Origin of the sequence: Calothrix sp. FACHB-168, assembly GCF_963889195.1 — a bacterium.
GTDB lineage: Bacteria > Cyanobacteriota > Cyanobacteriia > Cyanobacteriales > Nostocaceae > Aulosira > Aulosira anomala_A.
Map to the genome: position 1 here is coordinate 75,940 of NZ_CAWPNJ010000011.1, position 15,105 is coordinate 91,044.

Sequence of the window (15,105 nt, forward strand, 5' to 3'; positions counted from 1 at the left end):
ATCAACGATTATCTGTAGCTCACAAATTTGCAATCTGCTGTATATAGGAATCCGATTTGATTTGGTGAAAAAATATCAGTATTTGTAGTTAGGGCAATGCCCTATGCCCATTTTCAAAACATGCTAAGTTGCAAAATTAGCGATCGCACTAGCTAATGAGGTAGGTTTTAAAATTAATTCGGCAAAGGCTGCATTCAAATGTCCTAAATCGGGATTTGCTGTCAAACTCAGCCAAGTTTTGATACTTCCTGGTAAATCAGAATTTAGCCGTAAAGGTATTTCTGATGTAGAGAGGGATTGGGCGTAAGCTGGGGTAAGAAATGGTTGGTATATTTTGGCTTCTGGGGTTGATTGTTTGACAAAGGCTAAGGTAACACCACGAGTTAATTGACGCAGGGAATTGGTTTCTGTACCGCGCTTTTCTTTGACAATGGTAGTTACCTGACTCATGCTATAGGCAGGATCGCTAATACTTAAGTGCGTACCACCGATAGCTGTAACTAAATATTTGTTACCTCTAAGTTGGGCAAAAGGCTGGATTTGGTGCTTGAGTGCTGGGGTGAGAGAATCTTCTGTACCAGTTAAAAATAATACTGGCTGGGTAACTTGATTGAGACCATTATCGCCAAAGAGTTTACCGATTAAAGGATTAAATGCGATCGCACTTTTTACTCGTTCATCTTTTAACTGTAGTTTTTTCTCTGTTAACGGAGCTGCTGCACATTGTAACCAATCTCCCGGTGCTTGGTTAAAGGAGAGGGAATTTTGACAGAATTCGCGCACAGCTTTTAAGTCAACTTCTCCCCCTAACAATGCTAAAGCTGTATACCCGCCTAAAGAATGACCGATAACAGTTACATTATCAGTGGTGAATCTTCCTTGCAGTTCTCCTGGCTGATTGTTGCGCTTGGCTAATTCGTCGAGTAAAAAACTAATATCTTTTGGTCGTTCAATAAATTCTCTCGGCTCTAGTAGTTGAGCTAAATTATCTGGTGGGGAGTTGCGATTAATGGCGGTAATTTGACTATCTGGATGTTCAATTGCCGCTACCGTTACCCCATAGGAGGCCAGATGACGGGCTAAATAAGCAAAAAATCGTCTATTAGCCCCAAAACCGTGAGAAAATACCACTAGTGGTGATTGTGTCTTACCTTGACTCCAATAAATATCTACAGGAATCGTTCTTTTACGTTGTTGGTCTTGTAAAGTTATAGTTTGTTGCTGTACTACTTGTTTACCAATTACTGCCGGATCGAAGCTGGGATTAAATGTAGTATTTTTAACAAATAAATCTCTGGCTAATAAAGTGCTTAAAGCTTGACTTTCAAGGTAATTTGTGTTTAAGGCGATAGCTATTTCTACGGCTTTACTGGCATCTACTGTTACCGTTTCTCCGGGGTAAGCTCGTAAAAAGCCCAAGAAACTCAAACCATTAACTTGACGCAAAGATAAATTGAGTGCGGCTTGCAAACCTTCTACAGTACTACCAGGGATAGCTGCTCCTAAGGAAGCAATTAATTGTTGACCTTGAGGCGATCGCACTAAATCATCAAAGAATTTATCGGCTACTTCTGGATCTACCTCCAGACGACGAGTCATTAATTCGCGGATTTGGGGAGATAATAAAGCGCCAAAAACTTGGAGATTTTGGGGTAGTTTACCTGTTTTGGCAAATGTTTCCAAATCAGCGATCGCAATTGATTGCTGAAATGGCCCTAACTTAATATTCACCTTTTGGGCGGCAAAAGTAGCAGGTGTTGCCATACCCCAACTCAGAGCAATGGTTATGCTACACAGTAACCCTTGCACCCAAGAGATTTTACGTTGCTGTCTGCCTAGTTTAAAAAGCATATTAGCCATTAGCTATGAGTTACCATTGACATCCTCTCCCGCTAACAAGAGCAGTGTAGCGGGAGATTCCCAAGACTCACGACTTAGGTTTCTGTTTCCTTCCCTTACGGGTTTCTCGCAGTTGCCCTTTAACGCTATGGTTATCAGGTCTTACACTCGCTCCACAGACTGCAACGGTGTGTCCCACCGCCAAAATATTTTTAGCCGCGTTAATGTCTCGGTCATGGTGTGTTCCGCAGTTGGAACAATCCCACTCTCTAACATTCAACGGCAGTTTATCGACAATATGCCCGCAGTTGCCACAGCGTTTAGAGCTAGGAAACCATCGGTCAATTTTTACCAAGTTTCGACCATGCCAAAGAGCTTTGTAATCCAGTTGTCTCACCAGTTCACCCCATGCAGCATCACTGATAGCACGGGCGAGCTTGGGATTCTTGACCATGTTCTTAACTGCCAAATCCTCAACCACTATCGTTTGGTTTTCACGAATCAGTCGGGTTGTCAGTTTATGCAGATGGTCAATTCTTACGTCGGAAATCTTAGCTTGAATCCGAGCAAATTTGAGCGAGGCTTTATCTCGGTTACGAGAGGACTTTTGTTTACGGCTCAAAGACTTTTGCGCTTTTCTCAACTTCTGATAGTGCTTGTCAAACGCTTTGGGGTTAGCAATCTTTTCACCCGTACTCAGGGTAACAAGACTGCTCACCCCAACGTCCAACCCTACAGCACTGTCAACGGGTTTCAAGGTTTCGTCAGTTGGATCATTAATTCGTAAGCTGACAAACCAGCGTCCAGAAGGTTCAAGCCTAACTGTGATGGTTGTAGGTTCGCACCCCTTGGGCAGTTGCCTAGACCACTTAATAGGCAGTGGTTCAGAACACTTAGCCAGATAGACTTGTCCATCCTTCCACCGGAAAGCAGACTTGGTAAACTCTGCACTACCGCCGCTACGTTTCTTTTTGAAGTTGGGGTATTTTGCCCTACCCGCAAAGAAATTAGTGAAAGCAGTTTGCAGATGCCTCAAACCTTGTTGCAGTGGTACACAACTAACCTCATTCAAAAACTGGAGGTCTTCAAGTTTTTTCCACTGCGTCAACATAGCAGAAGTTTGAACGTAATCAACCTTCTGTTGTCTCCCATACCAAGCTTCAGTTCTCGCTGCCAAAGCTTTGTTAAACACCAACCGCACACAACCAATTGTCCGGCGCAATATCTGTTCTTGCTCGGCAGTTGGATACACTCTGTAACGGTAGGCTTTTTCCATACTTCACATTTTACCCTTAAATCTGTGAAATGCGTACAACCCGCCATGCACCAAAATTTAATTACTCACTCGTCGCTCAAAGAGTCGTCTGTTACTGCTTTGCAGCAACTAGACTTCATTGTGAAGCTTCTCGCTCGTCCCCATTCCTCTCACCGCCAAACTGCGTTGTGGCGGGAGTCTCCTGGGGGTGCTAGATGATAACGCATAACCTTGACTAGTAAAGTGTTGTTTTTGTTGCCTTCTGGGGGTAGAAATATCAACCAATACCCCCAGTTGCACGCCAGATCTAAAATCCGTTGAATATCGTTCTGAGAATACCCAAAACAGCACCGATAGGATTGAACAATACACCCAAGGTATCACCAGTCCTAGCTGTACCGTTACGGCTGACTACCACCACATCATTATTGCGGAGGATAGGATTAGTTTTTTCGTTAATTCCCTGAGAGAAATCTACTTGTACAACACGCTTAGTTACAGAACCATTGGGGTTAAGGCGAATCAAGTCTACAGCACCGCTTTTTGCTCTTGCATCGTTAAAGCCACCAGCAGCCAATAAAGCCTGATTTAAGGAACTATTCGGTTTGAGTTCCACAGCGCCTGGTTTTTTCACTTCACCAACCACACCCACTTGAATGCTGGTAGGAGATAAAGTAGTACTAGCTAATTGAGTCGCTTCTGCTGGGTTAATTTCGGTGGCTGTGGGTACAACAATTGTGTCACCATCTTGGACAATCACATCTTGATTGACATCACCACTCTGTAATAATTGCCAGAGATTAACATCTATAGTTTGTTCTGAGCCAGTTCTGGTAGGACGGCGTAGCTTGAGACTGCGAATATCAGCTTGTGCTGTAATCCCCCCAGCCAGTTGAATCGCTCTAGTTAAAGTGGGTAAACCAGTACCAGCTGCTCCCCCTTCTCCCCCTGTGGTGGAACCTGGTGTCACCATATAAGATCCAGGACGGTTAACTTCACCAATAATAGCAACTGTGCGTGGTCTGCTAGGATCGGCGGCAAAGTTAGCGGCAAACAAATTGCGTGCTTCTGCTACGTTAAAGGTAGCGGCTGTGGGCACAACAATTGTGTCTCCATCCCGCAAGGTAATATCTTGACCGATTCTACCTGTTTGAATCAGCTCTTTCAAATTCAGGGTGACTGTTTGCTCGCCATTGCGTCCTAACTTCCGGCGCAATTGCACTTGAGTGACATCTGCTGCTAATGTCACCCCTTGAGCTGTGGTTAGGGCTGCTAATACAGTTGGATATTGAACACCAGGATTATTTCCCGCGCCTCCCTGTAAACTGAGAGTGTAAGCACCTGGGCGCGTTACTTCTCCCGCCACAAAAATATTAATCGGCCGAGGTGACAACAGGTTTACAGAAATCAGGGGACGTTTCAAATAGCGGCTGTATCTTTGAGAAATTTCGTCAGCAGCTTGTTCGGTAGTTAGCCCTAGAACTGAAACACTACCAATTAAAGGTAAATTAATCGAGCCACCAGGAGGAATTTGGTATTCCCCAGTATATTCTGGTACTTCAAACACGTTTACACGGATGAGGTCGCCCCCACCTAATGTATAGTTTGTATCTATAGATGCTGATGCTGCTGGTGTTGTTGTCGGTGGAATCTGTGATACTGGTTGTCGCTGAGCTAGGCTGGCAGATGGCGCAGCAACATTGACAGCCGTTAAAAAGACCACACCCAGACTTGATTGGATGAGGATTTTCAGCAAACCTGTATTAAGCATATTTACCCGATATTCTGAAACTACAATTGCTAAAGTACTGACTAAACATTCTAATCGTGACTATACTGAATTATTCAAGCTCTCTAACATTTTTATTTTCTTAGAAAAACTTGACCTTCCGGAGCAGTATTTATTTAGCAGGTTTAAAATTTTTATAAAGTTCATTTAAACCTAAAGTCACTTAAATTGAGGAATCTTGTCAATATCCTCATGATTTAAGTGACTTTTTGCGTCGGGATAGAAATTAATGTTGTTGGCTGATGTGATTTTCAGGGAAATTTAAACGCGGAGGTACGCAGAGAATCAGGTAAAAGTTAATGAAATGTTTTTGTCAGTGAAATTATTTAAGAGAATGATTTTTTTGTTGAATTTGTTGGATAAAGAACTCTTCTAAGGAAGGACGAGACAAATTCATAGCCAGGATTTGAGCGCCTGTCATGCGGAGGTTGGTGAGAAAATCGTAGTAATTATCTTGTGGTAATATACCTTGCCAAGAATTATCAGCTTTAAAGGTTATGTTGGGTATCCATTGTTGAAGAAATTCGACATCGCCGCCTTCACCTTTGATGTGATAGGCAGTGGAATTACCTAAAAGTTCTGAGAAGGAACCAGTGCAAATTAGTTCCCCTTGAGAAAGAATGGCGACGCGATCGCAAATTTGTTCTACTTCACTGAGGATATGGCTATTGAAAAAAATTGTCTTCCCTTCAGCTTTCAATTTTAAGATAATTTCCCGCATTTGGTAGCGTCCCATCGGATCGAGACCAGACATCGGTTCATCCAAAAATATTAACTTGGGATCGTTAATTAATGCCTGTGCCATGCCCACACGCTGTAACATTCCTTTAGAATAGCGACGCATTTGTTTTTTACGCGCATCGGCTAAAGATAACCCGACTAATTCTAATAGTTCAGGAATGCGTTGACGTTGGATATTTTGGGGAATTTGAAATAGTCCGGCTGCTAACTGCAAAAATTCCCAGCCTGTGAGATAGTCATATAAATAAGGATTTTCCGGCAGATAACCAATATATTGCTTCACACTGCGATCGCCCAGTGGTTTACCCAGCAATAACCCCCGCCCAGAAGTGGGACGGATAATTCCTAGTAATAGTTTTAACAAAGTTGTTTTACCAGCACCATTAGGCCCCAATAAGCCAAAAGTTTCTCCTGGGTAAACAATCAAAGAGCAACTTTTGAGCGATAGAACTTTTTGCTGCATCCAAAAGCCAGTACGGTAGACCTTACGCAACTCTGAAGTTAATACTACTGGTGGAGTATCGGGAGTATTCAATCGAGAATCAGAAACATCTACAACAGACTTCATCTCCGTTCTATGCACCTTATGGCTGTAACTTTTTATCCAATTACAGGTTACCCATTGGGGAGCAAGAAATAACATTGGGGCATGGGGCATGGGGCATGGGGCATGGGGCATTGGGCATGGGGCATTGGGCATTGGTCAACAGTCAACAGTCAACAGTCAACAGTCAAAAGCAATTCATGCCTCCCCCATCCCCCTAATTCACAACACGCCTTTAGAACTGGGAATCATCCCCCCACGCCGGGGATCGATTTCTACGGCGATGCGCATGGCTCTGGCAAAAGCTTTGAATGTGGCTTCAATAATGTGATGGGAATTAATGCCATCTAGTTGACGAATATGTAGTGTCAATTGGCTGTGGTTGACTATTGCTACAAAAAATTCCCGTACTAGTTGGGTATCATAGGTTCCCACTCGCTCCGTAGGAATCTGTAGACCATAACTTAGATGAGGTCTGCCAGAAAAATCCAATGCTACCTGTACTAAAGCTTCATCCAATGGGGCGAGGAAATTACCAAAGCGGATAATGCCTTTGCGATCGCCTAGTGCTTTACTCAAGGCTTGCCCTAAGGTAATACCCACATCTTCGTTGGTGTGGTGATCGTCAATTTCCCAGTCTCCCTTGGCTTGGACATCTAAGTCAATTAAACCGTGGGAAGCAATTTGATGCAGCATGTGATCTAAAAAGGGAATACCCGTTGCTGCCTTGCAGATTCCTGTACCATCAAGGTTAACCGTAACTTGCACATCGGTTTCGCCTGTAGTGCGATGAACAGAGGCAATTCTGGGACTGGTAAGAGATTGTTCGTATTGAGAAATATTAACTTGACGTTGGACTAAGTCCTGACTGGAAGTATCGCTGATTTGCATAACTAATGAGAGGGATATGGAGGACAAGGGAGACAAGGAGGACAAGGAATTTTAGATTTTAGATTTGTGATTTTGGATTCCAATCTAAAATCCAAAATCCAAAATCCAAAATTGTTTCAATGCCCCATGCCCAAAACTAACTACATTCCCATAATTTCATATCCAGCATCGACATATATGACTTGTCCGGTAATGCCGCTAGACAAATCGCTGCAAAGGAAGGCTGCTGTATTTCCTACTTCTACTTGGGTGACTGTACGTCGTAGGGGGGCAACTTGCTCTACATGATGAATCATATCTAAAATGCCGCCTACAGCACTAGAGGCTAAGGTGCGGATGGGGCCAGCAGAGATAGCATTGACGCGAATATTTTGCGGGCCGAGTTCCGTTGCTAGGTAACGCACGCTGGCTTCTAAACCGGCTTTGGCAACGCCCATCACGTTATAGTTAGGCACTGCCCTGACGCTACCCAAATATGAAAGTGTGAGGATACTGCCGCCTTCTGTCATTAAGGGCTTGGCTGCACCACTTAATTGTACGAGGGAGTATGTACTAACCTGCAATGCTGTGTTGAAGCCTGCCCGCGATGTTTGGCTAAAATCTCCGCTTAAATCGTCTTTATTGGCAAAAGCCAGACAATGAATTAAAATATCTAGTTTTCCCCACTGACTGCGGATAGTTTCAAAGGTAGACTGAATCTGTTCGTCGTTTTGGACATCACATGGCAAAAATAAGCTGGGGTTGAGAGGTTCTACCAACTCGGCAACTTTTTTCTCCATTTTGCCGCGCTCATCTGGTAAATAGGTAATACCTAAGTTTGCGCCTGCTTTGTGCAGTTGTTGAGCTATTCCCCAGGCTATTGAGCGGTTGTTGGCAATACCTGTAACCAGAGCGTTTTTTCCAGTCAGATCCAGCATATAACTTTTTTAAAGTAAACAATCATGCTAGAGCATACTAGAATCTGAGGTTACTTTGACTTGGTTTTCCAGAGGATTTGTGAAAATGATTATTAGTACGAGTGTTTAATAGTTATAAAATGATTGTTTATTTCTTAATAAATTCTCAAGATATCTTGATTTTACCTTTAATAAACCTTTGAATTAAGCTATTACAAGGGGCTTTTCAAAAAGTTCTCGCTAAAAATATCAATAATTATGTATCATTATAAACAAATAGCTAGGAAATAAGGATTTGGAGTATAGGAAAGTACAAAAAGGTTGACGGTGCTTTATTGATTTTTCAGGTGTATTCTTAGGTAATCAGTTTTTGTTTTTCCGGCATTGGGTAGGGGAAGGGAGATGATCGTGACACAAGATAAAGCCCTAGCAAATGTTTTTCGTCAGATGGCAACTGGAGCGTTTCCTCCGGTTGTCGAAACGTTTGAACGCAATAAAACGATCTTTTTTCCTGGCGATCCTGCTGAACGAGTTTATTTTCTATTAAAAGGTGCAGTGAAGCTTTCTAGGGTGTATGAAGCAGGAGAGGAAATAACAGTAGCATTGCTGCGGGAAAATAGTGTTTTTGGCGTGCTGTCATTACTGACGGGAAACAAGTCGGATAGATTTTACCATGCCGTTGCATTTACGCCTGTAGAATTACTGTCAGCGCCAATTGAACAGGTAGAGCAAGCACTCAAGGAAAATCCAGAATTATCAATGTTAATGCTGCGAGGTCTGTCTTCGCGAATTTTACAAACAGAGATGATGATTGAAACTCTTGCACACCGAGATATGGGTTCTAGGTTAGTAAGTTTTTTATTAATTCTCTGTCGAGATTTTGGCGTTCCTTGCGCTGATGGGATCACAATTGATCTGAAGTTATCTCATCAGGCGATCGCGGAAGCAATTGGTTCTACTCGCGTCACCGTCACTCGGTTACTGGGAGATTTACGTGAGAAAAAGATGATTTCAATCCACAAGAAAAAGATTACTGTGCATAAACCGGTGACTTTAAGTAGACAATTCACTTAAAAGCAATTGGGATAAGTAGAGATGACAAGTGTTGTGTTTTTGGGGTAACACCAATCCTAGAGTTCGCTCCCAAAATTGATAAAATACTCCATTACCAACACAACCCTTGATATTGTCAGCAGTTAGTTGCACATTCAGCTATTCTGCTTTTAAGTTGCACAATCTATCGTCAAGGCTGTTGACTGTTGACCGTTGACCGTTGACCGTTGACAGTTAACAGCCCCGATCAGTATTTATGCAATTTAGACGCGCATTAGCTTATCTCTATCGCGCCACGCCACTTGCTTTTTTGTGGAACGCAAAATGACCGCAGGGCTACTCTCAAAGGGGTGGCGCATCAAATTAGACCAAAAACAACTAACAAATGACAAGCCAAGCCAGTAAATTCAGTGATTGTCAATCTCTAATTCCCCACAAAAAATGTTTGAAAGTAGTAGGCTGTATCTGGAAGCATTTCGGTAGCTGAAGATGACCACCGGGTACATCCTCATTGCAGCAATTTTATTCTTGGGGGGTATGCTTGCCACTTTGGGCGATCGCATTGGTACCAGAGTTGGCAAAGCACGCCTCTCTCTGTTTAAGCTACGTCCCAAAAATACGGCGGTACTAGTGACCATTTTTACTGGCACTTTAATTTCCGCCTCAACTTTAGCAATTTTATTTGCTGCGGATGAAGGATTGCGTAAAGGGGTCTTTGAGTTAGAAGATATTCAAAAAGACTTAAGAAATAAACGCGAACAATTAAAAACCGCAGAAACGCAAAAAAGTCAAGTAGAAGGGGAGTTAAACCAAGCAAGAAAAGAACAAGCGCAGGCGCAAAAAGACTTACAAGCAATTAATCAGTCCTTACAGGCGGCGAATGCCAAACAACAGGCGACTCAAGCCCAACTCAACCGCACTTTGACTCAACAAGCCCAAACGCAAAATCAGTTACAACGGACTCAAAATCAATTAGGTCAAGTTGTCGCCCAATATCAAAAAGCAATCAGCGAATTGCAAAGCGTTTATGACGAGAAAAAGAGTTTATTAGCAGAAATTGAACAACGCAAGATAGAACGTCAAAGGCTGTACGCTGAAGCCAAAAAAGCCATTGATGAAGCGAAAAAAGCCATTGAAAACCGCGATCGCGAATTAGCCAATCGCCAAGAAGCCATTGAACAGCGAGATCAAAAAATCTCCCAACTGGATCAACTAATTCAAAAGCGCAATCGGGAAGTAGCCGCGCGGGAACAAGTGATTACCATGCGGGAATCACGACTCAAGGAATTGGAAAAGCAACAAAACTATCTAGAGCAAGAAGTCGCCAGACTAGAAAAATATTATCAATCTTACCGCGACCTGCGCTTAGGTAAATTAGCCTTGGTGCGGGGTCAAGTTTTAGCGGCGGCGGTAATTCAAGTTCAAAAGCCTGCGGCGGCGCGTCAGGCGATAACTCAACTATTAACAGACGCTAATCAGAATGCTTTGCAGGAATTAGCCGAACCAGGGACAATTACAGCCAGTAACGAACAAATTTTACAGGTTACCCAAGATAGAATTGAACAATTAGTGAAACAAATTGAGGATGGGCGGGAATATGTCATGCGCATTTTCTCTGCTGGTAACTACGTTAGAGGCGAAAAGCAGATAGAATTCTTTACGGATACAGCCAAAAATCAACTCGTCTTTTCTCAGGGACAGGTACTAGCGACGACTACCGCCGATCCTAAAACTATGACATCTTATCAGTTGAGACAGAGGCTGGATTTACTGATTTCTGCCTCCCAATTTCGCGCCCGGAATGCGGGGATCGTCGAAACTGTACAAATAGATGGTACTTTTTTGCGGTTTGTCGCCCAATTAAGACAATTTGAGCAACCTTTAGAAATTAAAGCGATCGCAGCTGAGGACACTTTTACCGCCGGGCCATTGAGAGTAAAACTAATAGCCATATTTAACGGACAAGTTATTTTTAGTACTTAAAAAAATAGTAGGAATCCGCTTTGATTCAGGGAACAGGGAACAGGGAACAGGGAACAGGTAAGAAGGAATAAAAGTGTACTGAGTTTTTTTCTCCAAATCAAATATGAGTCATATAGCAATACTGCTCGGTTAAGGAAAATTGTAGGTTGGGTTGAGGCTCTGCGAAACCCAACAGAGCTACCCAAATGTTGGGTCTACGTTCCTCAAACGCCACTTGCTACCCTGCGGGAACGCCTCCGGCGAACAAGCCGGGAAACCCGGACAACGCAGTGGCTCCCCAACCTACGCGGGTTAAGGTTTTTGAGCTTAACCGAGCAGTATTGAGTCCTATAGTCAATAATTAAATTGGGAATTAAAAATTATACAAGTTTGAGAAAAGCAGGTGGCAGAATATAAACTTTATTCGTCCTGAATATGTCTAATACCAATTCAAATAATCTTTGCGACACATCAAAATATTCTAGAGGGCATGGCAGTGCCAGTGCCCCTACTATCTGTCGCATTCTTGTTTCCAATTGGTATAAATTTCTTAATTTTGAATTTTGAATTTTGAATTGGAATTACTTATGAATCTCCGTGAATCATCACCGACAGAAGCAGTAATTTTAGGCTTCGATCCCGGTCGCGATAAATGTGGGTTAGCAGTCATCGGTATAGATAGACAACTTCATTATCATGAGGTAGTAGCTGCAAATGAAGCGATCGCGACTATTGAAAAACTACGTCAGAGGTTTGCTGTATCCTTAATGGTGATGGGCGACCAAACTACAGCCAAGCAATGGAAAAAGCGGCTGAATCAAGAATTAGCCGAACCGTTGAATATTGCTTTAGTCGATGAACGCTACTCTACTTTAGAAGCACGCGATCGCTATTGGCAAATGTACCCCCCCAAAGGACTAACCAAACTATTACCGCAGGGTATGCGACAACCACCGCGACCGATAGATGACATTGTGGCCATTTTGTTAATTGAAAGATATTTAAATCGTCTAGTTGAATCAGTTAATAATTAACCTGACTCAATTTAGGGACTCACAGCAAAAATACATTAACAATAGTTAGAAATACCTAAAGTTCAGCGCGAATAGTAAAAGCATAGTCTCCTCCGGGTTCTAATTGGTAATCTTGTTTTTCCAAAAAACGACCTAGAGGTTCTTTAATCAAGGCACGACCTTGAGAAGGCTTTACAGACAGTTCTCCCCGGCGAAAATGCCATTGGAACTGCCACTCATACCCACCGGCACTCACTTCACCCTCAAGGAAGCCGTGTTGCCAAGATTGGCGGGTAACTTTGACATAGGCGGTGGTTTCTGGCAGACGTTTAGCACTCACAATGCTGGATGTTTAGTTGGGAATTAAAGTTAACCAAGTAGGTTATTCTTGTAATACCAAAAATAACGTAAATTGAGAAACTGACAAAGTGAGTATTTAAAAAGTTAGGGAATAGGGGCATGGGGCATTGGGCATGGGGCATTGGGCATTGGGCATGGGGCAAAAGTCAAATAAAATTCTGAATTTTGAATTGTTTGTCCTCCTTGTCCCCCTTTCCCCTATCTACTTATACCAATTCACGAAATTACTGATACAAATCACTTCCTCTGCCCCTCTGCTTCCTCTGCTTCCTCTGCCCCTCTGCTTGCCTATGTGTATCATTTTTAAAGTGAAGCGGTATTAGCTGGTACTACCTCAAAAGCGATCGCCATTCCGGCTAACTTCTTGGTATCAATTCCCCGCACACCTGATGGAAGTTGTATTCCTTCCACATTAATCGCGCCACGAGTACCTGCATCTAAGTCATTGAGTAAGCTGTTGGTTACGTCTAATAGTTCATTAGTCACATCAATGGGAACGCTACGATTTTGGACTCCCCTAACTCTGGCAATTTCTTTTAACGCTTTTAATGCAGTTCTTAAAGGTGTAGTACTAGCAATAATTAAAGCTTCAGAAATTCCTAAAGGTTCGCCAATGACTAATTTAAAACTATCGCTAGATTGAGGAATAATTAATTTTTGCTTACCTTCTACTAAAGCGGCATCTTCTGCTGATGACCAATTATTGGGAAAGATAATCGCCATTTCTCCTTGGGCATCAATCACTAAAATACTGATATATAACGGTTGTGGTTCATTATTTTGAATTTGAAATGTAATTTGTGTGCCGATAGGTAATTTTTGCAAACCAGATTTGGCAAATGGTACAGGATTTGGCGATCCTGGTTGATTTGTGCCTGGATCTGCTTTTTGGACTCCGCGAATGGGGAAGGTTTGACCAAGTATTCCTTGACTACCAGCAATAGTCATAGAAGCAGTTACATTAATTCGCGATGAATTAATATTGCCGAGTAATTGCTTGACAATCCGCGTCGCTAATAAAGATTTAAGTTTGGGTTGCAAACGTTTAACTGCATCAGTTACGGTTTCATTATTTGCGCCGAAAGAAGTAGGAATTATATAAGTCAGTCCTGGTAAAAATAAACCAAAACTACCAACTGCCGGCAAATTAGGTAATTTTCGTTTCCGTAATTCCTGAATTATCGCCTCAGTCATTCTTCCAAAAATATATTGCACCTCTTGTTTTCCTAATGGTTTAGGTTCAATGCGAGGAATTTTTTGTAAAGCTTGTTGCGCTGCTTGCGTGTTATTTCCTAAAGATTCATCCAGCCCAATTTTTAAAGTTAAATCATTGGGAATGCTGCGAATTCGTTCTTGTAATAAAGTTCCTGGTTGGACTGGTTGCGGAGTTTTGATCAGTTTACCTTGTCCATTTAATCCTTGACGAGATTCTAATTTTACTAGTCCGCGTTCGCCACCTTTATCATCCAAAATTGTAAACACGGCATTTTTGGTAAATGCTTCTAAACTTTCCGAATCAAGTCCACCGAGCCACAATTTAACGTCATCGCCTGTAACTTTAGTCACTACCCCCTCAGCCGCAACTGTAGGTGTAGGTGTAAAGTAAATCGGGGCGTTAGGTTGTTGCTTGATATTGGCTTCTAATTCTGGTTCTTGAAAATTACCTGTTTGTCGAGCGAAGATAGTTGTACTGCGGCTGACATTGGCGATCGCACTATTAATCGATTCATCGCCGGGTTGTTGCCAAAGATACTGAGTAAAGATATAAGTAAATGCCCCTGCATAAAAGTCATCAAAGGAAGTATCCGCAGCATATTGATCGCGTTTAGCGCTAGCAATCACCACGCCTTTAGCCACGTTTTTGCGGCGCAATTCGATAAATTGTTGGGGGGACATACCCAATTTTTTCAGCCATTGACTTTGATATTCTAATTCCTCAGGGCTGGGAAGGAATTTTTCGCCGCCTTCCACCGCCCGCACCCGGAAATTCCCCCGCTTACCACCACCAGAATGACAACTATCTAGGACTACGGTGACGTTTTCTGTATTTAATGCAGACATGAGTAAAAATAGAGTATGTCCCATAATATGCTGCACCGGGCCAGCTTTTTCGGGATATCCCGGAGGTAAAGTGGCATCAATGGGTACTATAGTGCTGTTGAGTCCGTCTGGTGCATCGCGATCGCGATCGCGTACCCGCGAACCATGTCCAGAAAAATGAAACACCACTACATCCCCTGGCTTGGCTTGCTTAATTAGATGATCTTCAAATGCTGTAAGAATACCCTTACGGGTAGCTTGGCGATCGGTTAAAGTCACAATATCTTGAGGATTAAAGCCAAAGCGGTGAATTAATAATTCCTGTTGCAACTGCACATCATTCACGCAACCATATAATTTTGGTATATCTTGATACTCATTAATTCCCACTAAGAGCGCCAGTTTTCGCTTTGTACCTTGGGCTAAAACTTGGCTGTAGCGATCGCCTTGTTGAATAATATCTAACTGACTTAAACCCAGTGTAGCCAAAGTAGAGCCGGCAAACTGTAAAAAGTGACGGCGTGTGATTTGTGACATGATTCACTCCCCAGAAAAATTGGTTTCCTAACATAAGACTTAGAAAACCACAAAAATTGCTCCCGATATTCCGAAAATGGCAAAGGAATGGGGCGGAGGGGTAGGGGGAAGGGGGACAAGGGAGAAAATCATCCCTAACCTCTAGTAGTCTGTCAGGGTTGAAATGAGGGACAGTAGTGTGAGCG

At 42.6% G+C, this 15,105-nt stretch carries 12 protein-coding genes; 4 read left to right on the forward strand and 8 right to left on the reverse strand.

The annotated features are described in order from the left end of the window. Positions 1 to 123: 123 nt before the first annotated feature. Both AACW45_RS05025 and AACW45_RS05030 read right to left on the reverse strand, forming a co-directional pair. Entirely contained in the window at positions 124 to 1,851 is a 1,728-nt protein-coding gene (locus tag AACW45_RS05025) for an alpha/beta hydrolase (RefSeq protein WP_190631888.1), read from the reverse strand. 76 nt (positions 1,852 to 1,927) lie between these two features. Next, entirely contained in the window at positions 1,928 to 3,115 is a 1,188-nt protein-coding gene (locus AACW45_RS05030; protein WP_190631698.1) for an RNA-guided endonuclease InsQ/TnpB family protein, read from the reverse strand. Between the two features lie 24 nt (positions 3,116 to 3,139). Between AACW45_RS05030 and AACW45_RS05035 the strand changes: the two genes are divergently transcribed. Then, positions 3,140 to 3,313, forward strand: a complete 174-nt coding sequence (locus AACW45_RS05035) for a hypothetical protein (RefSeq protein ID WP_190631700.1) — start codon at positions 3,140 to 3,142, stop codon at positions 3,311 to 3,313. Between the two features lie 88 nt (positions 3,314 to 3,401). Here the strand turns inward: AACW45_RS05035 and AACW45_RS05040 are convergent, their stop codons facing one another. The 4 genes from AACW45_RS05040 to fabI form a co-directional block, all read right to left on the reverse strand. Beyond that, positions 3,402 to 4,865 (reverse strand): SLBB domain-containing protein, encoded by a 1,464-nt coding sequence (locus tag AACW45_RS05040; RefSeq protein ID WP_190631702.1) that lies wholly within the window; start codon positions 4,863 to 4,865, stop codon positions 3,402 to 3,404. Positions 4,866 to 5,205: 340 nt separating this feature from the next. Next, complete coding sequence (locus AACW45_RS05045) at positions 5,206 to 6,192, reverse strand: ABC transporter ATP-binding protein (RefSeq protein WP_190631890.1); 987 nt, start codon at positions 6,190 to 6,192, stop codon at positions 5,206 to 5,208. 198 nt (positions 6,193 to 6,390) lie between these two features. Beyond that, positions 6,391 to 7,059 carry an imidazoleglycerol-phosphate dehydratase HisB gene (gene hisB, locus AACW45_RS05050; protein ID WP_190631705.1) on the reverse strand — a complete coding sequence of 223 codons (669 nt, stop codon included), beginning with the start codon at positions 7,057 to 7,059 and terminating at the stop codon, positions 6,391 to 6,393. A 140-nt stretch (positions 7,060 to 7,199) separates the two neighbouring features. Beyond that, positions 7,200 to 7,976 carry an enoyl-ACP reductase FabI gene (gene fabI / locus AACW45_RS05055; RefSeq protein ID WP_096641878.1) on the reverse strand — a complete coding sequence of 259 codons (777 nt, stop codon included), beginning with the start codon at positions 7,974 to 7,976 and terminating at the stop codon, positions 7,200 to 7,202. 381 nt (positions 7,977 to 8,357) lie between these two features. Between fabI and ntcA the strand changes: the two genes are divergently transcribed. The 3 genes from ntcA to AACW45_RS05070 all read left to right on the forward strand — a co-directional run bounded on the left by ntcA (position 8,358) and on the right by AACW45_RS05070 (position 12,004). After that, on the forward strand, positions 8,358 to 9,029 hold the full coding sequence (gene ntcA / locus AACW45_RS05060; protein WP_010998529.1) for a global nitrogen regulator NtcA: 672 nt from the start codon (positions 8,358 to 8,360) through the stop codon (positions 9,027 to 9,029). 468 nt (positions 9,030 to 9,497) lie between these two features. Beyond that, on the forward strand, positions 9,498 to 10,991 hold the full coding sequence (locus tag AACW45_RS05065) for a DUF3084 domain-containing protein (protein WP_190631707.1): 1,494 nt from the start codon (positions 9,498 to 9,500) through the stop codon (positions 10,989 to 10,991). Between the two features lie 566 nt (positions 10,992 to 11,557). Further along, on the forward strand, positions 11,558 to 12,004 hold the full coding sequence (locus AACW45_RS05070) for a pre-16S rRNA-processing nuclease YqgF (protein WP_190631709.1): 447 nt from the start codon (positions 11,558 to 11,560) through the stop codon (positions 12,002 to 12,004). A gap of 55 nt (positions 12,005 to 12,059) precedes the next feature. On the opposite strand, the gene AACW45_RS05075 is transcribed toward AACW45_RS05070, so the two are convergent. Together AACW45_RS05075 and AACW45_RS05080 are read right to left on the reverse strand one after the other, a co-directional pair. Beyond that, the gene (locus AACW45_RS05075; RefSeq protein WP_096641881.1) at positions 12,060 to 12,323 is read right to left on the reverse strand and encodes a DUF3146 family protein; all 264 of its coding nucleotides are present in this window, start codon (positions 12,321 to 12,323) and stop codon (positions 12,060 to 12,062) included. Positions 12,324 to 12,646: 323 nt separating this feature from the next. Further along, entirely contained in the window at positions 12,647 to 14,920 is a 2,274-nt protein-coding gene (locus AACW45_RS05080; RefSeq protein ID WP_190631712.1) for a caspase family protein, read from the reverse strand. Positions 14,921 to 15,105: the final 185 nt, after the last annotated feature.